The sequence below is a fragment of the Streptomyces sp. NPDC001903 genome, assembly GCF_042891345.1.
Classification (GTDB): domain Bacteria; phylum Actinomycetota; class Actinomycetes; order Streptomycetales; family Streptomycetaceae; genus Streptomyces.
Window position 1 is genome coordinate 124,415 of sequence record NZ_JBIASZ010000021.1, and the last position, 20,479, is coordinate 144,893.

The window sequence follows — 20,479 nt, forward strand, 5'->3', positions numbered from 1 at the left end:
GGCGCTTGTCGCCCCGAAACGAACTGCCGCCTCCCCGAAGCCGGGTCATCCGGTACGGGAAGGAACACTCACGTGCGTGTCAGCCGCGGAGAAGGTCATGGCGGACCCGAGGGGGCTGACGCTCGTATAGCGGTGGTCGCCGCCGTCGACGACCAGCGCCAGGCGGTGTCCCGGCGCCACGTCCCATGCAGAGGCGGGCAACGGCATGTCGACCGCGAACGGTGTGCCCGGCGCCACGCCCGTGAACGTGTACGGCGCATGGCTGATCAACCGAGCCGTGCCCAGCGCGTCCACGTCGTACAGGTAGGCCACGAAGGTTCCCCGGTCGGCGGTGGAGGTCACTCGGGTACGCACCCGAGGTGATCCGCGCAGCGCCCACGGGGCGCTCAGCGGAGCGCTGCGCCAGACGCCCGCGAGCGGCGGGAGGAGCAGCGGAGCCGCGGTGGCGGGCGGCAACCCGAGCGAGTCGACGAGCCCTGCGACGGGGAACAGGCCCGAGTCGGCGGGCGAGTCCAGGCCCGCGAGCAGACGTGGGGAGCGCTCGCCCGGACTCGTCCGGAAGGGCACCTCCACGGGTGTGCGTTCCAGTGCGGACCAGCTCGGATACGTCTCCAGCCGATCGGCGTTGCGCGGTCGCACCATGAGCGGCGCGAGCCGGTCCGCACCGTTGGGACGGCCCAGGAGAAAGCGGTCGAGCCATCGTTTCGCATGGCCGCGAACCGGGTTCTGCGGCTGCAGCAGGGCTGCTTCCCGCGAGCTGGAATCCCCGTGACCGCCCGGGCTCATCCACAGCTGCTTCGGCCCCTTGAGCCGGTCCAGCAGCCTTCCGGTCTGCCCCGCCGGAACCAGTGGGTCGCTCCATTCCCCCGCCATGAACACCGGCGTCCGGCGTGCGTTGAGCGCGTCGACCTGGGCGCGCGGTGAGCGCTCCAGCGCCCACGACCGCACGCCGGCCCTGTCTCCGCCGCTCTCCAGGTCCGTGAACGCCTGTCGCGTCCGGGGACTCATGCGTCCGTTGAGTGCTCCGATCGCCGCCTGGAACGTGGCGAGGGTTCCGGCATAGGTGCCGTTGCGCACGAACGAGTCGAACAGGTCGGTCCACGGGCACAGGGCCGCCACCGCGGTGACCCGGGCGTCATGTGCCGCCGCGTTCAGGCTCACCGCCGCGCCGTAGGAGGAGGAGTACAGCCCGACCCTGCGCCCGTCCGCCGGAGTGTGGGCCAGTGCCCATGTGATGACGTCCGAGACGTCCGCGACGTCCAGGGGGCCCGCCATGTCGATCGCCCCGCCCGATCGGCGCAGGCCCCGGGGGTCGTAGGAGACGACCACGTAGCCGGCCCCGGCCAGCTGCCTCTTGTCGTCGAGGAGGGCGTCCTGCGGCATGGACCACCACGCGCCGGGCATCACGATCAGCGGATGCGGGCCGGATCCCGCCGGAACGTACAGGTCGGCGGCAATGCGTGTGCCGTCCCTCATCGTGAGCGTGGTGGAGGAGACCGATGCGTGCTCGCCGTCCCGTACGGCACTGCCCGTCGCGGGGGCGTCGCTCTGGCCGGCGACCGCGGGCCCGGCCGTGCCGTGGACCGCCATGACCGAAACGAGCAGTGCCACCGAAGCAGTGCACCGCCAGTGGCGTGACGCGCGCACCTCGCTCACGATGCGGCCGCCGTGATGCCGAACACCGATCCGAGCGTCTTCTTGATCACGACTGATCCAACGACACCGGGCACCGTCCGTTACGCCGCCCGTCGCGCCGCCTTTGTTGCCGCGGCATGGCAACCGTATGGCGGTCGTGTCGTGTGGCGACCGCGCGGGCGCCGGGGTGTCTAGGATCCCCGGCACGTGCCTCCGGCCTTCCGCGCAGGCCCCCCTCCCCCCTCTGCCAAGGAACGCGATCTGCCATGAGTGTTTCCGCTGCCCTGAGCGTGAGCGAGGCGTTCTCCCGGCGCCTCGAGCTGACCGTCGTCGATGTCCGCACTCCGGCCGAGTTCGCGTCCGGCCATCTGCCGGACGCCGTGAACATCCCCCTCGACCGCATCGGTCGCGCGCGGGCGGAACTCCGCGAGGCCTCCGCGCAGAAGCCCCTTCTGGTGGTGTGCGCCTCCGGTGCCCGGTCGCAGAACGCCGTCGCCACCCTGGCCTCCCACGGCATCGATGCCTCGAGCCTCACCGGCGGCACCGCCGCCTGGGCCGCCGAGGGGCACGCGCTCGACCGCCCCGCGGGCCCTCCTCGGGCCGTCTGGGCCATGGAGAGGCAGGTCCGGTTCACGGCGGGTTCCGTCGTACTGCTCGGACTGGCCCTCGGCTCCCTCGTCCATCCGGCGTTCCGGTTGCTGTCCGCGGGGATCGCGGCCGGCCTGGTCTTCTCCGCCGTCAGCAACACCTGCGGCATGGCGGTCGTACTCGGCAGGCTCCCCTTCAACCAGCGGGGGAAGGCGCCGCTGCGGAGCTCCTCGCCGTCGCCGCGCGCGTGACGACGCGCCGCTTCGGATGACGAGGAGCTCGCGCGGTCACAGGACCTTGGAGAGGAAAGCGCGGGTGCGGGGGTGCCGCGGGTCGTCCAGGACGGATGCGGGCGGCCCCTGTTCGACGACGGCTCCGCCGTCCATGAACACGACGGTGTCGGCGACCTCGCGCGCGAAACCGATCTCGTGCGTCACGACGATCATGGTGGTTCCGGCGCGCGCCAGGTCCTTGATCACGTCCAGCACCTCGCCGACCAGCTCCGGGTCGAGTGCCGAGGTCGGCTCGTCGAAGAGCAGGACCTTCGGTTCGAGGGCGAGCGCGCGGGCGATGGCCACGCGCTGCTGCTGCCCGCCGGACAGCTGCAGCGGGTAGGCGCCGGCCTTGTCGGAGAGGCCTACGCGCTCCAGCAGCCGGCGGGCCGTCGCCTCCGCCTCCCGCCGCGGGTGGCGCAGCACGGAGACCGGCGCCTCGACGAGGTTGTCCACCACGGTGAGGTGCGGGAAGAGGTTGAAGTCCTGGAAGACGAACCCGATGCGCGTGCGCTGCCTCAGGACCTCCTTCTCCTTCAGCTCGTGCAGCTTGCCGCGGGAGCTGCGGTAGCCGATGAGATCACCGTCGACGCCGATCCAGCCGCGGTCGACCTTTTCCAGGTGGTTGATGGTGCGCAGGAGCGTGGACTTCCCCGAGCCGGAGGGGCCGAGGACCACCGTCACTTCGCCCGTGCGGACTTCCAGGTCCACTCCGCGCAGCACTTCCAGCGTCCCGAAGCTCTTGTGGACGCCGCGCACCTCGACCATGACCTCGCCCACGGACCCGCCCCTCACGCGTGCTCGGCCGGGTTGATCTGCGACGTGTCGATCGCGGAGGCGGTGGTGCCCCACTTCTTCAGGATCCGCGCGTAGGTGCCGTTCCTGATCAGCTCGTTGACGGCGGCCTGGAGGGCGGGGGTGAGCGGTGAGCCCTTCTTGAACGCGAAACCGACGTCGAGGCGGTGGTACTCGCCGAGGAAGGCGGTGTGCGCGGCGGGCTGTGCGGCCTGGTGGCGCAGGCCGTTGATCGTCGACATGACGACGTCGATGCGGCCCTGCTGGAGGGCGGTGGTGACGGCCCCGGTCTCGGCGAACACCTTCACCTCGTACGGCTTCTTGCCGGCGGCGGCGCAGACGCCCTTCTGCGCGGTGAGGGTCTTCTCGAACGTCGTGCCCGCGCCGGTGCCGATGGTCAGTCCGCACAGCTGGGTGAGGTCCGAGACCTGCGTGGTCAGGGTGGTGTTGCCCGTCTTGACCGCGAAACCCTGCCCGTCGTTGATGTAGGTGACGAAGTCGATGGTCTTCAGCCGTTCGGTGGTGACGCCGAAATTGCCCGTGCCGAAGTCGTACTTGCCGCTGCCGAGCGCGGGCAGGATCGTTTCGAAGGAGGCGTCCTGGCGCTCCAGCTTCACACCGAGGACCTTGGCCACCGCGTCGGCGATGTCGATGTCCTGGCCGGCGGGCGGCTTGTCCTGCCCGTTCGGGTAGTAGGCCGCGGGAGGGGCTCCGACGGAGCTGCCGACCCTCAGGGTGCCCGCCTTGCGGACCTCGGCGGGCAGCAGGGCGGCGATCGACTCCACGGACCGGACGCCGGCGACGGGGTCGTCGGCCGGGGCGGAGGACACGGAGGACACCTGGGCACCCGCACCGGCCGCGGCCGTGCCACCGGAGCCGCAGGCGGTCAGCGCCAGGAGGGGCAGGAGGGCGAGGGAGGCCGCGGTGTGCAGGCGGGTGCGGATCCCGTTCCCGGGGAGGTTCACAGCGGGAGGGCCTTTCCGTTGCGGGGCATGGTGCCCGGGCGGGGCATGCTCCGGAGGGCGGGTGGTGCGGTTGCGGGGCGGGACGTGGTCCCGCGGCGGGGCGTGGTTCCGGGGCAGGGGGTGGTCCCGCGGCGGGGCGTGCGTGCCGTGGAGGTCACCCGCGTACCGCCGCGAGGGGCGCGTGCGGCGCGTGGGGCCCGTTTGCCGCCTGCGCGGCCTCGCGCTCGGCCCCTCGCCGGGCGTCTCGCTTCGCGACCTCCTCCCGGACGAGCGGGATCACGTACCGGCCGAAGTCGACGGCGTCGTCCAGCAGGTCGTAGCCGCGGGCCGAGAGGATGTCGACGCCGAGGTCGTGGTAGTCCAGCAGCGCCTGGGCGACCGTCTCCGGGGTGCCGACCAGGGCGTTGGAATTGCCCGCGCCGCCGGTGGCGGCGGCGGTCGGGGTCCACAGCGCCCGGTCGTAGCGCTCCCCCGCCTCGGCGATGGCGATCAGCCGCTGTGATCCGGTGTTCTGGGGCGCCGTGGCCTCCAGGACTCCGTTGCGGTGGTGGCGTACGGGGCCCGCCTGCCGCCGCTGCTTGATGGCGCCCACCGTGCGGTGGGCCTTCTCCCAGGCCAGCTCCTCGGTCGGGGCGATGATCGGGCGGAAGGCGACCTGGATGCGCGGCACGTCGGTGCGGCCCGCGGCCTTGGCGGCGGCCTTCACGGCCTCGATCTGCTCGGCGGTCTTCGCCAGGGGCTCCCCCCACAGGCAGTAGATGTCCGCTTCCGCGCCGCCTGCGGCGTAGGCGGCGGGTGAGGAGCCGCCGAAGGAGACACCCGGGCGCGGCTGCTGGACGGGGAAGACATCGCTGACGAAGTCGTGGAAGCGGTAGTGCTCGCCCTCGTGGTCGAAGGGCTCGCGGGTGGTCCAGATCTTCTTGACGATCCGGATGTATTCGCGGGTGCGGGCGTAGCGCTCGTCCTTGGTGAGGGTGTCGCCCTCGCGGCCCTGCTCGTGGTCGTTGCCGCCGGTGATGAAGTGGACGGTCAGGCGGCCCTCGCTGATCTGGTCCAGGGTGGCGAAGGTCTTGGCGGCGTAGGTGGGGTACGAGACGTTGGGCCGGTGGGCGAGCAGGATCCGGAGGCGGTCCAGCCTGCTCGCGATGTACGCGGCCGCCGGAGCCGGGTCCGGGGATCCGGAGCCGTAGGCGAACAGCACGCGGTCCCAGCCGTGGTCCTCGTGCGCCCGGGCGAGCCGGAGCGTGTACTCCCTGTCGAAGGCGGCGCCGGATCGCGCGGTGGTTTCGGAGCCGTTGTTGGTCGCGGCGATGCCGAGGAATTCCACGGGCATGGGGTGGCCTTTCGGAACGGACGGGCGAGCGGGCGGTGGACCGCGACCGTGCCCGCGGACATGACGGAACAGCCCCTGCCACAGCCGAACATGACGGTGCGGCAGAGGGCACATGGGGGTGTGGGGGTGGTGCCGGCGTGACGACGCGGGGCGTCGGGAGAAAGGGGGGGCGGCAGCGCACGCCCGGGTTCACGGCAGCACGCCTCGTACGGCTCGCCGACCGTGCCCGGTGGTGGTGCGAAGGAGGATCTCGGCCCGCGACGGGGTCACCGAGGGAGGGAAGGGCCGATCAGACAGCCCGCTGCCGCGTCAGGCGCAACACGCCGCGGACCACACCCGACCGAAGTCGATGTAGTCGCGCGAAACCAAGCGCTGATGGGCATTCATGCGACTACTTGAGCAGTACATGCTGCTCTTCGTCAAGCAAAAGCCCGAATGCCGGACGGCCGGCTCCGGCCGGGGGCCGACCGGGCGCCGACGGGTGCCGACAGGTGCCGACGGCCGGGCTCGCATGGTTGACACGGCCGGGCCGTGGGCGCATACGATCGGCAGCGGAGCGGCTCCGCCCAACCGGAAGCCCCTCCGCCCGCGTTGAGGGACGCGGTGAGCGTGACGACACGAGTACCCGTTCCCGGCAGCACCGCATCCGCGCGCAGTCAGTGCCGTATTTGCGCGCGCCGTGCCGCCGGGTGGTCATCCACGCCCGCGCCCCTTCCCTGGAGAACCTCCCCATGGCCACCCCGCCCGACATCTCGGTCTCCGCCGTATCCGACGCATCCCACCTCACCCCCGGGGCCGCTCGCGCCGCGGCGCCCGCCCCCCGGGTGAAGGACACCGGGGCACCCGGGACCCCCGGGGCCCCCGGGGCCGAGCCGCCGCCGATCGTGCCGCGCCGGCACGTCGGCCGCAGCCTGTCCGCTGCCGCCGCGCTGCTGGTCCTTGCGATGGTGCTGGCGTCCGTCGTACGCAACGAAGCCTTCCAATGGGAGGTGGTGGGCCGGTACTTCACCACCGCCGCCGTGCTCGACGGACTGCTGCTCACCCTGTGGCTGACCGGTGCGGTGATGGTGCTCGGCTTCCTGTTCGGCACCGTACTGGCGGTCATGCGCCTGTCCGCCAATCCGGTCCTGCGGACACTGAGTTGGGGCTACGTGTGGATCTTCCGGTCCACCCCGTTGCTGGTGCAGCTGCTGTTCTGGTTCAACATCGGCGCCCTGTACCCCACGCTCGGCCTCGGCATCCCGTACGGCCCCCAGCTCTTCACCATCAAGACCGTGAACCTGCTCGGCCCCACCCTGACCGCCGTCATCGGGCTGACCCTGCACGAGTCCGCGTACGCCGCCGAGGTGGTGCGCGGCGGCATCCTCTCGGTGGATCCCGGCCAGACCGAGGCCGCGCAGTCGCTCGGCCTGAGCAGGCGCCGCACCCTGCGCAGGATCGTCGTACCGCAGGCGATGCGGTCGATCGTGCCGACCGCCGGGAACATGCTGATCGGCACGCTCAAGGGCACCAGCATCGTCAGCGTGCTCGCCGTGCACGACCTGCTGTACTCGGTGCAGCTGGTCTACAACCAGAACTACCAGGTCATCCCGCTGCTGATGGTCGCCACCCTGTGGTACGTCGCCACCACGACCGTGCTGAGCGGCGGCCAGTACTACGTCGAGCGCTATTACGCGCGCGGCACCTCCCGCAGCCTGCCGCCCACGCCGCCGCAGCGACTGCGCATCCGGCTGGCCGCCCTGCGCGCCCGACTGCACACGGTGACCGCCCCCGGCGGACGGTAGCCCCGGGCAGGCCCTGAACCTCCGCCCGTTCCGGAGCTCCGTCCCGAGGCGCGTGCCGTCTCAGGCGTCGCTTCCGACGCCGCGATCGGGTGCGCTCATGTCCCCCGTCGCGGGCGTGCCGTCGGCGAGGCCGTAGCGCAGGTAGACGGTGCCCTTCGGGCCGGCGGCCGGGGGTTCGAGGAGGGTGACGTTGGTGGGTACCGCGCCCTCGTCGAACACCTTCTTGCCGACGCCGAGCACGATCGGGTGCACCCAGAGGTCGAGACGGTCGAAGAGCTTCTCGCGCAGCAGGGTCTGCACCAGGTTCAGGCTGCCGACGACCTTGATGTGCTCGTGCCGGTCGCGGATCTCACGCACCGCGGCGGCGAGGTCGGGGCCGAGCTGCGTGGACCCGGCCCACGAGAGGTCGGGCCTGCCGCGCGAGGCCACGTACTTCGGGACGCCGTTGAAGAGCGTGGCGATCTCGCCGTCCTCGCCACCCTTCTGGTGGGGCCAGTAGGCCGCGAAGATGTCGTACGTCCGCCGGCCGAGCAGGAGGGCGTCCGTGTCCTCGTACGCGGCACCGACCTGCGCCCCGGAGACCTCGTCCAGCAGCGGCGCCTGCCAGCCGCCGAACGGGAACCCCGCCGGGTCCTCCTCGGGCCCGCCGGGCGCCTGCCCGACGAGGTCGAGGGTCGCGAACAGCTCGATGTGGATGAGGCCCATGGCTTCCTCCTGATGAGTCGGTTGTCTCCGTCAAGAGATAGACCTGCGGATGCCCGCAAACTCATCGACACGACGGGACCCCGATCTCCGCCAGGGCGCACCCGGCCACCTTGACGGTGCCGGCATCGAGGGGGATCCGCTTCGGGAAGCGGTTACAGTCGCCCGGTGCTGCGCATCGAATCCCCCATCGACACCGCCCGGCTGACGCTCCGTCCCTTCCGGCCGGAGGACGGCGCGGACGTGTACGACTACCAGCGCCGGCCCGACGTCGCCCGGTTCATGCGGTGGGAGCCGCGCGGGCTCCGGGACGTCCGGGTGGCGGTCGGGCAGATGACCCGGGAGACCGAACTGGTCTCGGACGGGGACTGCCTCAGCCTGGCCGTCGTCGAACCGGGCACGGGGACGGTCGTGGGGCAGGTCGAGCTGGTGCTGCTCAGCGCGGAACACCGCCAGGGCGAGCTCGGCTGCGTCTTTCACCCCGCCCACCAGGGCAAGGGCTTCGCCACCGAGGCCGCGCGCGCCCTCCTGGGCCTGGGCTTCGACGCGCTGGGGCTGCACCGGGTGATCGGCCGCTGCCACGCGGCCAACACCGCCTCGGCCGGACTCCTCGAACGCCTGGGCATGCGCCGGGAGGCCCGGTTCGTCGGTACGGAGTTCTTCAAGGGGGCATGGCGCGACGACCTGGTGTACGCGATGCTCCGGGAGGAATGGCGGGCCGCGGCCACGCGTCCGTGAGCGGGAACGGGAACGGGAACGGGCGGTAGCGGCCGGCCTCCGGTCGCTCCTCACGGGGCCCGCCGCCGGAGCGCGACGGCCTCCCGACGGCCTCGCGACGGACACTCGGCGGTGTAGGCCTTTGTGCGCACGCGGGGCGCCCGGCCCGTGTGGCGACGGGTCCCGGCCTCGCCACCGGTCTACCCTTCAGGCCCAGTACCCCGGAGGGAGCGGCAGATGACCGGTACGACGGCTCTCGACCTCGGGCCGCAGGCCCGGCTCGTGGCCCGCCTCGTCGGGGAGGTCCCCGACGCGGCGCTCGCCGATCGGACGCCGTGTCCCGAGTACGCGGTCCGGGACCTGCTGGGCCACCTCGCGGGCCTCGCCGTCGCGTTCCGCGACGCTGCCCGCAAGGACCTGGGACCCACGACGGACACGGCCCCCGGCACCACCACGCCGTCCTTGAGCGCCGACTGGCGCGAGGAACTCCCGCGGACCCTCGGGGAAATGGCCGAGGCCTGGAGGGAACCGGCTGCCTGGAGCGGCATGACCCGTGCCGGAGGCGTGGACCTCCCCGGCGAGATCGCGGGGGCGGTGGCCGCCGACGAACTGGTCGTCCACGGCTGGGACCTGGCCAGGGCCACCGGCCAGGAGTACGCGCCCGACCACGCCGCGCTGCGCGTCTCGCACGCCTTCCTGCTGGCGGCCGCCGAGGACGAGGGGCGCGGCGGGGGCATCTTCGGAGCCGTCGTGCCCGTACCGGACGGCGCCCCGCTGCTCGACCGGACGGTCGGGCTGAGCGGGCGCGATCCGCACTGGACGCCGCCGCGGCCCTGACACCACGGTCAGCGCACCACCGACGGCACCGCCCCGCGCAGTCCCGTGCCCTCCGGCACCGGTGGCTCACCGACCGACGGCCGCACCGAGCCGGCGCGCGGCCGAAAGCGGCTCCGCGAGCATCTCCTCGGAGAGCTCCCACAGGCGTCGGGCACCGGCGGGGTCGAGGGCGTAGCGGGCCACGCCCTGGAGCGGGGCGCCGCGGCGGTCGAGGACCTCGGCCTCGTTGCAGTCGGCGAAGTAGCGGCCGCCGACGCCCTCCAGCAGCGGCGAGGTGGCCGCGAGGACCGCGGTGGCGGCGCCCTGCCCGACCGCCGCCGCTCCAGCACCCCATCCTGGCGGGGCCCGCTGCACCTGCTGGTCAACAACGCGGGCGTCATGGCCTGCCCCGAGCAGCACACCGGACGGGGCTGGGAGCGGCAGTTCGCCACCAACCACCTCGGCCACTTCGCCCTCGCCACCGGCCTGCACGGCGCGCTCGCCGCCGACGGCTCCGCCCGCGTCGTCGCCGTCAGCTCCAGCGGCTACCAGCTCTCCCCGATCGTGTGGGACGACATCCACTTCGCCTTCCGCCCCTACGACCCGTGGCTCGCCTACGGCCAGTCCAAGACCGCCAACGTCCTGTTCGCGGTGGAGGCCACCCGCCGCTGGGCCGAAGACGACATCACCCCCAATGCGGTGACGCCCGGGGCCGTGTACACCAACCTCCAGCGCCACACGGACGGCGGCCGCGGCAGCGGGACCGTCCCGGCGGAACTCGTCAAGGCGGGACGGCGTGCGGCTGACGGCGGCCGGGCGGATCGTGATGCGCCGCGCGACGGTCGTACCCGACGAGATCGGCGCCGCCGCCCGCGAGCTGTCCGGCCTGCCGGAATCGGGCGGCACCGTGCGCCTGGGCTGGCTGCCCAGCGCCGGTACGACGCTCGTGCCGTACGCGCTCGCCGCGCTGCGGCGCAGCGATCCGCAGGTGCGGGTCAGCCGCGAAGGCACCACTCCGGCGCTGGCGCGGGCCCTGCGGGCGGGCAGCATCGATCTCGCCCTGCTGGCGTCGGCGCCGCCGTTCCGCGTGCCGGACGACGAATCGCCCCCGCTCGCCCTGGAGACGCTCACCGAACGCGCCCTGTGTCTGGCCGTGCCGGCGGCGCATCCGGTGGCCCGCGGGGAGTTCGTGGACGTGGCCGACCTGCGCGGGCAGTAGTGGATCGCCGGCTCGGCCACCGGAGCGGACCGCCTGATGGGGGTGTGGCCCGGCCTGGACGAGCGCCCCGAGATCGCGCGCACACGGCCCGGGACTGGCTGGCGAAGCTGCACCTGGTGGCCGCGGGCTGCGGGCTGACCACCGTGCCCTCGGCGCTGGCCGCCGCGGCGCCGCCCGGCGTACGCGTCCTGCCGGTGCGCGGGGGACCGCAGGAGCAGCGGCGCCTGCTCCTGGCCCGGCTCCCCGGACCGCCGGCCGAGCCGGTCCTGCGCCTTGCGGCGGCCCTGCGGGCCGCGGCCGTGACTGCCCTCGCCTGGTCGCCGAGGTGGTGGCCGCCGAGGACCGGGAAGTGACCGGAGACTCGGTCAGTCGGTGTCGAGGCCGTCGATCATGCGGTTCAGGAACCGGGTGAAGGTGGCGTCGGCCGTGAGGGGGCGGCCGGGGGTGGAGAGGGCCTCGGCGAGTTCCGGGTGGTTGCCGTCCGCGGCGACGACCGCGAGGTAGCGCGCTTCGGCCACGGCCCGGTCGGGGGACTGCGCCAGCGCGGCCTGCGCCGTCTCGTGCGCGACGTGCCCGGCCACGAATGCCGTGAGCTGGGCGAAGACCTCCAGCTTCGCCGCCCCGTCCAGTCCCGCGGGCCGCAGGGCGGCGAGCGCGCGCTCCAGGAAGGCCAGGGTGTTGGGTCCGGGGACGCGGCGGGTGGTCAGGGCCGCGGGCAGCCAGGGGTGCCGCAGCATGTGCGCGCGCTGGAGGCGGGCGATCACCTTCATGTCCGCGCGCCAGTCGCCGGTGAGCGCGTACGCGGTCGGGAGTTCGCCGGTGACGTGGTCGACCATCAGGTTCAGCAGCGTCTCCTTGTCGGGGGCGTAGCTGTAGAGCGACATGACGCCGGCTCCGACCTGTGCGGCGACCTTGCGCATGGTGACCGCTTCGAGCCCCTCCGCGTCCGCCAGGGCCACGGCCGCCGCGGTGATCGCCTCTCGGCTGTAGGCGGGCTTGCGGCCCTTGCGTGGCTGGTCGGAGCCCAGCCAGAGCTGCTGCGGGTCGACTGCCGGGGCGGCGGCGCTTCCTTCGCGGGGCACGGTCCACGCTCCTCTCCTTGATCGGCGGCCCTTGCGGGCCTCAGTCAAGCATGCTCTATTCTCGTACAGTGTACGGAAATCAAGGAGGGGAACGATGACGTCACCCACGCAGGAACCCGTGTCGAGGCCGGTCTGGGCACCGCCCGCCGGAAAGCCGCCGCTGGCCGCACGGATGATGAGGGCGACATGGCGCCGTCTCCCGGCCAAACTGCACGAGGTCGGCTGGGAGCCCGGGCTGGTGGTGCCGGCCGCCGACGGCAGCCCGCTGGTCACCGACCACTACTTCCCGCGCGCCGAGGGCGACTTCCCGACCCTCCTGGTGCGCTCGCCGTACGGCCGCGGCCTGCCGTGGTCCCCCATGTACGGCCTGCTCTTCGCCGAGCAGGGCTTCCACGTGGTCCTGCAGAGCTGCCGCGGAACCGGCGGGTCGGGAGGCGCGTTCGACCTGTGGCGCAACGAGGCCGAGGACGGCCGGGCCACGGTGTCCTGGCTGCGCGAGCAGCCCTGGTTCGACGGAACTCTCGGCACCGTCGGCCCCAGTTACCTGGGCTACGTACAGTGGGCGCTCGCCCTGGACCCGCCGCCGGAGCTGAAGGCGATGGTGGTGCAGGTGGGCCTGCACGATCCCCACGCGCTGTTCCATGCGGGCGGCGCGCTGCACCTGGAGACGGCACTCGCCGTCGGCGTGGGCATGACCTACCAGCACCGGGGCATGGGGCCGTTCCTGAAGGCGACGCTGCGCCTGCAGCGCCGGCTGCGCGAGGTCACCACCGCGAAGCCGCTGCGCGGGGCGTACGCGGCGGCCCTCGGGAACGAGGTGCCCTGGCTGGACGAGGTGATGACACGTCCCGACGCCGATGACCCGTACTGGCGGGGCGCGTCACTGGCCGAGTCGGCGACGCGGCTGCGCGTGCCCACGAGCCTGATCACCGGATGGCACGACGCGCTCGCCGACCAGACCTTCGGGCAGTACGAGCGGCTGCGCGCGGCCGGCTGCGAGACCTCCCTGCTCGTCGGACCCTGGACCCACACCTCCGCCCTGCAGCAGGGATGGCCCGAGGTGTTCTTCGAGAGCCTCGCCTGGCTGCGCGCCCACCTGGGCTCCGATCCCTCCGGCCTGCGTCCCACACGGGTGCGCGTGCACGTCGGCGGCGAGAACGCCTGGCGGAACCTCGGCGACTGGCCACCGGCCGCGGACCCCGGCCCGTGGTTCCCCACCGCGCAGGGGCACCTCACCCGGCAGACCCCCACGGACTCCGCGCCGCTGACCTCCTTCCGCCACGACCCGGACGACCCGACCCCCTCCCTCGGCGGCCCGCTCCTCTCCCGCACGGCCGGTCCGCGCGACAACGGCACCCTGGAGGCCCGGGACGACGTACTGACCTTCACCGGTCCCCCGCTGACCGAGCCCGTGGACATCCTCGGGCCGGTCTCCGCACGGTTGAGCGTCTCCACGGACACCGGGCACGCCGACGTCTTCAGCCGCCTGTGCGACGTGGACACAGAGGGCCGCTCCGTCAACATCTGCGACGGGCTGGGCAGCGTGCGCACGCACGGGCAGGAGCCCTCGCAGATCACCGTGCCGATGAGCCACACGGCCCACCGCTTCGCCGTCGGCCACCGCATACGCTGGCAGATCAGCGCGGGCCCCCATCCGCGCTACGCCCGCAATCCCGGCAACGGGGAGCCTGCGGTGGACGCCACCTCGTTCGCACCGGTGCGCATCACGGTCCACGCGGACTCGGCCCTGATGCTCGCGGCTCATGCCCCCGACCGCGAACCCGGTCCTGCGGTCGACGGCTGAACGGACGGACGAGGGCCCGGCCCTCCCCGATCGGGGAGGGCCGGGCCACGGTGGCGCACGCCGCCGTACGGCGTCAGCCCTGGAGGGAGGCGGTCGAGCGGACGATGACCTCGTTGACGTCGACGCCCTCCGGCTGGTCGACCGCGTAGCCGATGGCCTCGGCGATGGCCGAGGAGTCGAGGCCGACCTCGCCGACGGCGTCGCGAACGGCGTCCTGCAGCCGGTCCGTACCCCCGGAGCGGGTGAGTTCGGTCCGGGTGAGCCCGGGGCAGACGACGGTGACGCGCAGGTCGGGGGTCTCCTGGCGCAGGCCCTCGGAGACCGCGCGCACGGCGTACTTCGTCGCCGAGTACACGACCCCGGTCGGGTCCACGCGGTTCGCCGCGGTGGACGCGACGTTGACGATCTGCCCGGAGCGGCGCTCCCGCATCGACGGGAGCACGGCCGCGATGCCGTGCAGCACCCCGCGCAGGTTCACGTCGATCATCCGGTTCCAGTCGTCGACGCGCAGGTCCTCCACCATGGACAGCGGCATGACGCCCGCGTTGTTCACCAGCACGTCGATACGACCGTGCCGGGCGAGGACGTCGTCGACGACGGCGCGCACGCCTTCGAGGTCGGTGACGTCCAGCTCCGCGTACTCGGCGTCGTGGCCGGCCTCCTTCAGCTCGGCCACCAGCCCGGCGAGGCGGTCCACGCGGCGGGCTCCGAGGACCACGTGGTGCCCGGCCGCCGCGAGGCGGCGGGCGGTGGCCTCACCGATGCCGCTGGAGGCGCCGGTCACAAGAACGATCTTGGAGGTGTTCATGATTCGATCCCTTCGGGAAGTGGGGGGAGGCGGATGTCGGTGCGACACATCCAGAGCACCACCGCCGCGAAGCCCGTGGCAGACGGGAACCCGACCCCCGGCACGGCGTACGGGGGGTACGGCGTACCCCCCTCACGCCGGCCCGTCGGCTAGGGTCCTGGCCCATGACCGAGAACGACCTCCGGGCCTTCTTGCGCTCGCGTCGCGCCCGCATCAGCCCGGAGGCGGCGGGCCTGCCCCGGCCGCCCGGCGTACGGCGCGTTCCCGGCCTGCGCCGCGAGGAGGTCGCCCAGCTCGCCGGCGTGAGCGTCGACTACTACGTACGGCTGGAGCGCGGCCGCAATCCGCACGCCTCGCCCGCCGTACTGGACGCAGTCGCCCGGGCCCTCCGGCTGGACCCCGCCGAGCGCGACCACCTCTTCGCCCTCGCCAAGCCCGGGCGGCCGCCGCAGTCCCGCACGGCGCCCGAGCCGGTGCGCCCCGGCCTGTTGCACGTCCTGGACAACATTTCAGGCATCCCGGCGCTGATCCTCGACCACCGCCTCGACGTGGCGGCCATGAACCGGATCGCCCGCACCTTCTACCCCGGCTTCGACGAGGTCCCGGCGGGCGGATGGAACATGGCCCGCTTCATGTTCCTGGACCCGGCGGCCCGCGAACTGTACGTGGAGTGGCCGGAAACCGCCCGCGAGAACGTCGGCATGCTGCGCCTGTACGCCGGACGCCACCCACAGGACCCCCGGCTCGCCGAGATCGTCGAGGACCTGAGCGCCGACCCGGACTTCCGCCGCCTCTGGGCGGACCAGGACGTGTACCGCCCCACGTACGGCGCCAAGCGCTACCGCCACCCGGTCGTCGGCGAACTCACACTGGGCTTCGAGGCGTTCACCCCGGCCGGAGTCCCTCACCAGACCCTCGGCCTGTACCCCGTCGAACCCGGCTCCCCCTCCGAGGCCGCCCTCCGCACGCTCTGACTTCCCCTGCCGCGGCCGATCCGCCGCCGCGCGCGGCGGCCTCGGATGCGCCGACCGTCCCCGACGGCTACCGGTGGTCGGGAACGTACTTGTAGCCGACGCGGCGCACGGTGGAGATGCGGTCCCGGTAGGCGGGTCCGAGCTTGCGGCGCAGCCGGGCCACGTGGACGTCGACCGTACGGCCGTCGCCGATGTGCCCGTAGCCCCAGATGCCCGAGATCAGGGCGTCTCTCGTGTGGACCGTGTACGGGTGGGCCACGAGGTGGGCCAGCAGGTCGAACTCCAGGTAGGTCAGATCCAGTTCCTGCCCGCCGACCTCGACCAGCCGACGTTCCCGGTCGACGCGGATCCCGTCGTCGACCCGGATCCCGTCGTCGGGCCGCACGGTGTCGGGCCGCGGAGCCGGATCCGACCCGGGCGCCTGCGGCAGCCCGAGCCCGAGGGGATGGATCTCCGGGCGGATGCCGTGCGCCTGCATCAGCGCCACCGGGTCCACGTTCGCCGGCAGGAACACGAGGTATCCGACGCGGCCCCCTTCGGTCCCGCCGGCGGGGACGGCCGGGACGGCGGGCGGGCGGTCTCCGACCAGCTGGAGGCGCGGGGCCGGGGAACGACGGACGGCGGATGCGGGTGCGGGAATTGCGGTGGTCATGATGAGCCCCTTCGGCTGCGCGGAGTGAGGTACGGATGCCGGGTGTTCGGGCTCGACAGGGCACGGCGTCTCCGTGACGGAGTCGACCGGGAGGGTCCGCGCGACGCATGCCGGACCGACCCGCACGGCCCAGGGGGCCGGGGTCACGAGAAAAGCGCGACGCGCAGAGGAAGCGGCACCGGAACACCGGCGGCCGCATCGAGGAAATGCCCTGCCGAAAAGCCCTAGACGGGGCGGCAGACGGCGCTGGCCACGCGACGGAGGTCAACGTGCCTGCGGCGTACGAGCAACGGCTGCGACGGGGACATGGGCACATCCTGGGGTGCACGGAGGACGCACGTCAATACTTCCCTAGTGATTCCATAGGAAATGGCTGGACGGGACGGCCGGAGGGCCCTCCACGCCAGGAGGAAGCGGCGGCCGAACTCCCTTGCTCCACGCACTCCTTGACGGAGGGTCCGGCCTTGGGTGCAGCCGCCGGGCGCTGACCTGCGGCGTCTCTCATCCCGAGATCACACTGTCCATCATTCGATCACACCCTTGCCGCGAAGGTCGCTTCGGGCGAGTATCCCTATCAATCCGATGGGAAAGGTGGGGATTCGCCGCCCTGCCTGGTCGCCACCCAACAACGTTCCGGAGTAGCCGACATGACCACCGCCAGCCCCCATGGCACCTCTGTCCGCCCATCCCACGCGACGCACGGCGGCACCGGGGCCTGCCGGTGACAGCCATGCGCACGGCACCCAGCCCCGCCGGCCACCCGTCCGCCGACGATCGGCACCGCGCACTCCTGCGCACCGCCCGCGACGTGGCGGACGACCTGGCCGCGGACGCGATCGCCCGGGACCAGGCCGGCAAGCCGCCCACCGACGAGACGGCCCGGCTGCGCGAGGCCGGCCTGCCCGCGGCCCTCACCCCGCCCGGCCCCGACCGCGGGGCGGACTGGCGTACCGGTTGCGCCGTCATACGGGAGATCGCCGCGGCGGACAGCTCCGTCGGCGACCTGCTCGCCCGCCACTACGTACACGCCTGGAGCGGACGCTTCTACGCGGACCACGAGCTCGCCACCGCCCTCGAAGAGGAGTCGGTGCGCGAGAACTGGCTGTGGACCGGGGCCGTCCGCACCCCCGTGCCGGACGACGACACCGCGGGACCGGACCTCACGCTGAGGCCCCGCCCCACCGGCCACGTGCTGAACGGGCGCCGGTCCGTGGACACCGCGGTGGCCGCGGCCGACCAGATCGTGGTGGACGCCGTCTGCGCCACGACCGGCGACGTCCTGGTCGTACGGATCCCACCCGGTGTGCGGGGCGTGAGCGTCGAGCCCTCCCACGATCGCCTCGGGCAGCGGGTCGCGGGCGCGGGCCAGGTCGTCCTGGACCGGGTCGCCATCACGCCGGAGCAGGTCCTGGGCCGTCGGCCGCACGACGAGGAGTCGACCCCGCCCATCACCGCGCTCGCGGAACCGGCACTGCGGCTCGCCCTGTGCCACGTCGGCCTCGGCATCGCCGAAGGCGCCCTCACCGAAGCCCGCGATCTCAGCAGGGGCGGCCGCGCGCACCGGCTGCCCGGTGAGGACCCGGACCTCTTCCTCACCTACGGGGAACTCGCCTCCGCCGCTCAGACGGCCACCGCCGTGGTCGACCGGGCGACGGAGGTCATGGCACGGGCCCTCGCCACGGGTGCGCACCTCGACGCCGAGGTACCGGCGGGCGTCGCCGCCCTGGTCGCCACGGCCGAGGCCGTGATGTCGAAGGCCGCCCTGCACATCACCGCCCGCGTGCTGGAACTCGCCGACGCTCCCGGCCTGGACCGGTTCTGGCGCAACGCCCGGGTCCTGACGGCCCACCGCCCGGTCGCGCACCGCCTGCGCTCCATCGGCGAGCACTACCTCAACGGCTCCCACCGCACGGTGGCCGCGGCCTTCCACTGACGCGGGGCTCCCGCTCAGAGCGCGGATCCACGCGCTGAGCCCCAGGGGCTGCCGGGCACGCGCACCGGCCCGGCAGCCTGCGGCCACCCGCGACGGACACCGGCCTGATCCATGCCGGATAATGGCCCCATGCGGATCTCAGCCAGGGCGGACTACGCGGTACGTGCCGCACTGCAGCTTGCCGCGTCCCAGGACGACGGGCCGGTGAAGGCCGAGGCCATCGCCGAGGCCCAGGACATCCCGCACAAGTTCCTCGAGGGCATCCTGAACGACATGCGCCGGGGCGGTCTCGTACTCAGCCAGCGCGGCGGCAACGGCGGCTACCGCCTGGCCAAGCCCGCGGATTCCATCACCATCGCGGACGTCATCCGCGTCGTGGACGGACCGCTCGTCTCGGTGCGCGGGGTCCGCCCGCCGGACCTGTCCTACACCGGCCCCGCCCAGTCGCTGCTCCCCCTGTGGATCGCACTGCGGGCCAACGTGCGCGAGATCCTCGACGGCGTGACCCTCGCCGACGTCGCGGCCTCGGATCTCCCCTCCGGCGTATCGGCACTGGCCGATCCCCCCGGGGCCTGGACCAATCCCTGACCCCTGCCCCACCTGGCCTTTCTCGCATTGCGAGATAGAGGCGTCCACGATGCGGTCAACCTCTTGGGCCGGTTGTCCTGCTCTGCCAATATGCCTACCAACCAGGTGGGAAAACTAGGAATCAGGGGAGGTGGCCGTGCGAGAACTGCACCACGCAGGCCGAATGCCGCCTCTGACCTCCCGCAGGCACATCGACCTCGTACGTACGTCCAGCGCCATCTGTCAGTCCGCCTGACACGCTCCGCCGGGCGGGCTCCACGCGTACCTCCGTCGACCGGGCAGGCCCCTGCGCCGGCCTCACCGACCGCGCGCTTTCGAGCGCGGGCATCCGACGTACGACCTCGACACCCGTCCCCGGGACGTCCGACACCCACCCGCTCCTCAGCCCGTGACCGAGATCCCGCCGGCAGCGGCCGGCAGCGGGTGCCGTGTGCGCCGTTGGCTTCGGACCGCCCGTCGTCGTACCCCGTACTTCCGTTCCTGTACTTCCGTACTTCCGTGAACACCATCCCGTGAAAGGACACCTCCGTGTCTGCCGTAAGACCGCTCAACACCCTGCGCGCCATCGCCGTCACCGCCGCGCTCCCCCTGCTGCTCACCGCCTGCGGCTACGGTTCCGAGGCGAAGAAGGACGACGACAAGGCCAGCGCCGCGGCGACCGGCGACAAGAAGCTCTCCGCGTCCGAGGTGCGTATCGGGTACTTCCCGAATCTGACGCATGCCACCGCTCTGGTCGGTCTCCAGGAGGGGCTGATCGCCAAGGAGCTGGGTGGCACCGCGATCAAGCCGCAGTCCTTCAACGCGGGCCCCTCCGAGATCGAAGCCCTCAACGGCGGCTCCCTCGACATCGGTTTCATCGGCCCCTCGCCGGCGATCAACGGCTACGTGAAGTCCAAGAGCAGCAACCTGCGGATCATCTCCGGCTCGGCCTCCGGCGGCGTCAAGCTGGTCGTGAACCCGGACAAGATCAAGACCCTGGACGACCTCAAGGGCAAGAAGATCGCCACCCCGCAGAAGGGGAACACCCAGGACGTCGCGTTCCTCAACTGGATCGCGGACAAGGGCTGGAAGGTCGACGCGGAGTCCGGCAAGGGCGACGTCTCCGTCGTCCGCACCGACAACAAGGTCACCCCCGACGCCTTCAAGCAGGGCTCCATCGACGGTGCCTGGGTGCCCGAGCCGACCGCCTCCAAGCTGGTCGCCGACGGCGCCTCGGTCCTCCTCGACGAGACCGACCTGTGGCCCGACAAGAAGTTCGTGATCACGAACATCATCGTGTCGCAGAAGTTCCTCAAGGAGCACCCCGACGTCGTCGAGGCCGTACTCAAGGGCACGGTCAAGACCAACGAGTGGATCAACGCCAACCCGGACAAGGCGAAGGCCTCCGCCAACGCGAAGCTGGAAGCCGAGGGCGGCAAGCCCCTCGACGCGAAGGTCATCGACCCGGCCTGGAAGAGCATCCTGGTCACCGACGACCCGCTGGCGAGCACGCTGAAGACCGAGTCGGACTGGGCGGTCAAGGCCAAGCTCATCGAGCAGCCCGACCTCGCCGGCATCTACGACCTGACGCTCCTGAACAAGGTCCTCAAGGCCGCCGGCAAGCCCGAGGTCTCCGACGCCGGCCTCGGCGCCAAGTAAACCCCGCCCGCAATCCGAAATCCCCAGGAGGTGACGACCATGGCCACCACACTCGCCAAAGCTGTTGAGGACACCACCTCGGTGACTCATGCCGCCCGCATCGAGCACGTCTCGAAGTCCTTCTCCGGCCCGGCCGGAACACAGCTCGTCCTGGACGACATCAGCCTCGATGTC

At 72.5% G+C, this 20,479-nt stretch carries 19 protein-coding genes and 4 pseudogenes; 13 read left to right on the top strand and 10 right to left on the bottom strand.

Annotation, left to right across the window (positions count from 1 at the left end; genetic code table 11):
* Positions 1-45: 45 nt before the first annotated feature.
* Positions 46-1,611 carry a CocE/NonD family hydrolase gene (locus ACFYZS_RS34315; protein ID WP_389021439.1) on the bottom strand — a complete coding sequence of 522 codons (1,566 nt, stop codon included), beginning with the start codon at positions 1,609-1,611 and terminating at the stop codon, positions 46-48.
* A gap of 290 nt (positions 1,612-1,901) precedes the next feature.
* Between ACFYZS_RS34315 and ACFYZS_RS34320 the strand changes: the two genes are divergently transcribed.
* Positions 1,902-2,474 (top strand): rhodanese-like domain-containing protein, encoded by a 573-nt coding sequence (locus tag ACFYZS_RS34320; RefSeq protein WP_389021442.1) that lies wholly within the window; start codon positions 1,902-1,904, stop codon positions 2,472-2,474.
* A 36-nt stretch (positions 2,475-2,510) separates the two neighbouring features.
* Here ACFYZS_RS34320 and ACFYZS_RS34325 read toward each other — a convergent pair whose 3' ends face one another.
* The 3 genes from ACFYZS_RS34325 to ACFYZS_RS34335 all read right to left on the bottom strand — a co-directional run bounded on the left by ACFYZS_RS34325 (position 2,511) and on the right by ACFYZS_RS34335 (position 5,588).
* Positions 2,511-3,263, bottom strand: a complete 753-nt coding sequence (locus tag ACFYZS_RS34325; RefSeq protein ID WP_389021510.1) for an amino acid ABC transporter ATP-binding protein — start codon at positions 3,261-3,263, stop codon at positions 2,511-2,513.
* Positions 3,264-3,286: 23 nt separating this feature from the next.
* On the bottom strand, positions 3,287-4,255 hold the full coding sequence (locus tag ACFYZS_RS34330; RefSeq protein ID WP_389021445.1) for an ABC transporter substrate-binding protein: 969 nt from the start codon (positions 4,253-4,255) through the stop codon (positions 3,287-3,289).
* A gap of 154 nt (positions 4,256-4,409) precedes the next feature.
* On the bottom strand, positions 4,410-5,588 hold the full coding sequence (locus ACFYZS_RS34335) for an LLM class flavin-dependent oxidoreductase (protein WP_389021448.1): 1,179 nt from the start codon (positions 5,586-5,588) through the stop codon (positions 4,410-4,412).
* Positions 5,589-6,319: 731 nt separating this feature from the next.
* Here ACFYZS_RS34335 and ACFYZS_RS34340 point away from each other — a divergent pair.
* A complete protein-coding gene (locus ACFYZS_RS34340) occupies positions 6,320-7,372 on the top strand; it encodes an amino acid ABC transporter permease (RefSeq protein ID WP_389021451.1) in 1,053 nt (350 codons plus the stop codon).
* A gap of 60 nt (positions 7,373-7,432) precedes the next feature.
* On the opposite strand, the gene ACFYZS_RS34345 is transcribed toward ACFYZS_RS34340, so the two are convergent.
* Positions 7,433-8,077 carry a dihydrofolate reductase family protein gene (locus ACFYZS_RS34345; RefSeq protein WP_389021453.1) on the bottom strand — a complete coding sequence of 215 codons (645 nt, stop codon included), beginning with the start codon at positions 8,075-8,077 and terminating at the stop codon, positions 7,433-7,435.
* A gap of 165 nt (positions 8,078-8,242) precedes the next feature.
* Here ACFYZS_RS34345 and ACFYZS_RS34350 point away from each other — a divergent pair, with 165 nt between their 5' ends.
* Both ACFYZS_RS34350 and ACFYZS_RS34355 read left to right on the top strand, forming a co-directional pair.
* Positions 8,243-8,812: a GNAT family N-acetyltransferase gene (locus ACFYZS_RS34350; protein WP_389021456.1), complete on the top strand. Its 570-nt coding sequence runs from the start codon at positions 8,243-8,245 to the stop codon at positions 8,810-8,812.
* A gap of 216 nt (positions 8,813-9,028) precedes the next feature.
* Complete coding sequence (locus ACFYZS_RS34355) at positions 9,029-9,628, top strand: TIGR03086 family metal-binding protein (protein WP_389021459.1); 600 nt, start codon at positions 9,029-9,031, stop codon at positions 9,626-9,628.
* Positions 9,629-9,694: 66 nt separating this feature from the next.
* On the opposite strand, the pseudogene ACFYZS_RS34360 reads toward ACFYZS_RS34355, so the two are convergent.
* A pseudogene (locus ACFYZS_RS34360) lies at positions 9,695-9,940 on the bottom strand (hypothetical protein); the annotation flags it as partial.
* Positions 9,941-10,006: 66 nt separating this feature from the next.
* On the opposite strand from ACFYZS_RS34360, the pseudogene ACFYZS_RS34365 reads away from it, so the two are divergent.
* Together ACFYZS_RS34365 and ACFYZS_RS34370 are read left to right on the top strand one after the other, a co-directional pair.
* A pseudogene (locus tag ACFYZS_RS34365) lies at positions 10,007-10,285 on the top strand (oxidoreductase); the annotation flags it as partial.
* A 106-nt stretch (positions 10,286-10,391) separates the two neighbouring features.
* Positions 10,392-11,179, top strand: a pseudogene (locus tag ACFYZS_RS34370) (LysR substrate-binding domain-containing protein); the annotation flags it as partial.
* Positions 11,180-11,191: 12 nt separating this feature from the next.
* Here the strand turns inward: ACFYZS_RS34370 and ACFYZS_RS34375 are convergent.
* On the bottom strand, positions 11,192-11,908 hold the full coding sequence (locus tag ACFYZS_RS34375) for a TetR/AcrR family transcriptional regulator C-terminal domain-containing protein (protein ID WP_389021462.1): 717 nt from the start codon (positions 11,906-11,908) through the stop codon (positions 11,192-11,194).
* Positions 11,909-12,002: 94 nt separating this feature from the next.
* On the opposite strand from ACFYZS_RS34375, the gene ACFYZS_RS34380 reads away from it, so the two are divergent.
* The gene (locus ACFYZS_RS34380) at positions 12,003-13,712 is read left to right on the top strand and encodes a CocE/NonD family hydrolase (protein WP_389021465.1); all 1,710 of its coding nucleotides are present in this window, start codon (positions 12,003-12,005) and stop codon (positions 13,710-13,712) included.
* A gap of 73 nt (positions 13,713-13,785) precedes the next feature.
* On the opposite strand, the gene ACFYZS_RS34385 is transcribed toward ACFYZS_RS34380, so the two are convergent.
* Positions 13,786-14,520 (bottom strand): SDR family oxidoreductase, encoded by a 735-nt coding sequence (locus ACFYZS_RS34385; RefSeq protein ID WP_389021468.1) that lies wholly within the window; start codon positions 14,518-14,520, stop codon positions 13,786-13,788.
* A 164-nt stretch (positions 14,521-14,684) separates the two neighbouring features.
* On the opposite strand from ACFYZS_RS34385, the gene ACFYZS_RS34390 reads away from it, so the two are divergent.
* The gene (locus ACFYZS_RS34390; protein ID WP_389021471.1) at positions 14,685-15,494 is read left to right on the top strand and encodes a helix-turn-helix transcriptional regulator; all 810 of its coding nucleotides are present in this window, start codon (positions 14,685-14,687) and stop codon (positions 15,492-15,494) included.
* A 67-nt stretch (positions 15,495-15,561) separates the two neighbouring features.
* Here the strand turns inward: ACFYZS_RS34390 and ACFYZS_RS34395 are convergent, their stop codons facing one another.
* Both ACFYZS_RS34395 and ACFYZS_RS34400 read right to left on the bottom strand, forming a co-directional pair.
* Positions 15,562-16,146, bottom strand: coding sequence for a winged helix-turn-helix domain-containing protein (locus ACFYZS_RS34395; protein ID WP_389021474.1), 585 nt, complete (start codon positions 16,144-16,146; stop codon positions 15,562-15,564).
* A gap of 224 nt (positions 16,147-16,370) precedes the next feature.
* Positions 16,371-16,454, bottom strand: a complete 84-nt coding sequence (locus ACFYZS_RS34400; protein ID WP_324617234.1) for a putative leader peptide — start codon at positions 16,452-16,454, stop codon at positions 16,371-16,373.
* Between the two features lie 422 nt (positions 16,455-16,876).
* Between ACFYZS_RS34400 and ACFYZS_RS34405 the strand changes: the two genes are divergently transcribed.
* From ACFYZS_RS34405 to ACFYZS_RS34425, 5 genes and pseudogenes are all read left to right on the top strand, one after another.
* Positions 16,877-18,079, top strand: coding sequence for an acyl-CoA dehydrogenase (locus ACFYZS_RS34405; protein WP_389021477.1), 1,203 nt, complete (start codon positions 16,877-16,879; stop codon positions 18,077-18,079).
* Positions 18,080-18,208: 129 nt separating this feature from the next.
* Entirely contained in the window at positions 18,209-18,667 is a 459-nt protein-coding gene (locus ACFYZS_RS34410) for an RrF2 family transcriptional regulator (RefSeq protein ID WP_389021480.1), read from the top strand.
* A gap of 163 nt (positions 18,668-18,830) precedes the next feature.
* Positions 18,831-18,902, top strand: a complete 72-nt coding sequence (locus ACFYZS_RS34415; RefSeq protein WP_389021513.1) for a putative leader peptide — start codon at positions 18,831-18,833, stop codon at positions 18,900-18,902.
* Between the two features lie 293 nt (positions 18,903-19,195).
* A complete protein-coding gene (locus ACFYZS_RS34420) occupies positions 19,196-20,305 on the top strand; it encodes an ABC transporter substrate-binding protein (protein ID WP_389021483.1) in 1,110 nt (369 codons plus the stop codon).
* A 39-nt stretch (positions 20,306-20,344) separates the two neighbouring features.
* Positions 20,345-20,479, top strand: a pseudogene (locus ACFYZS_RS34425) (ABC transporter ATP-binding protein); the annotation flags it as partial.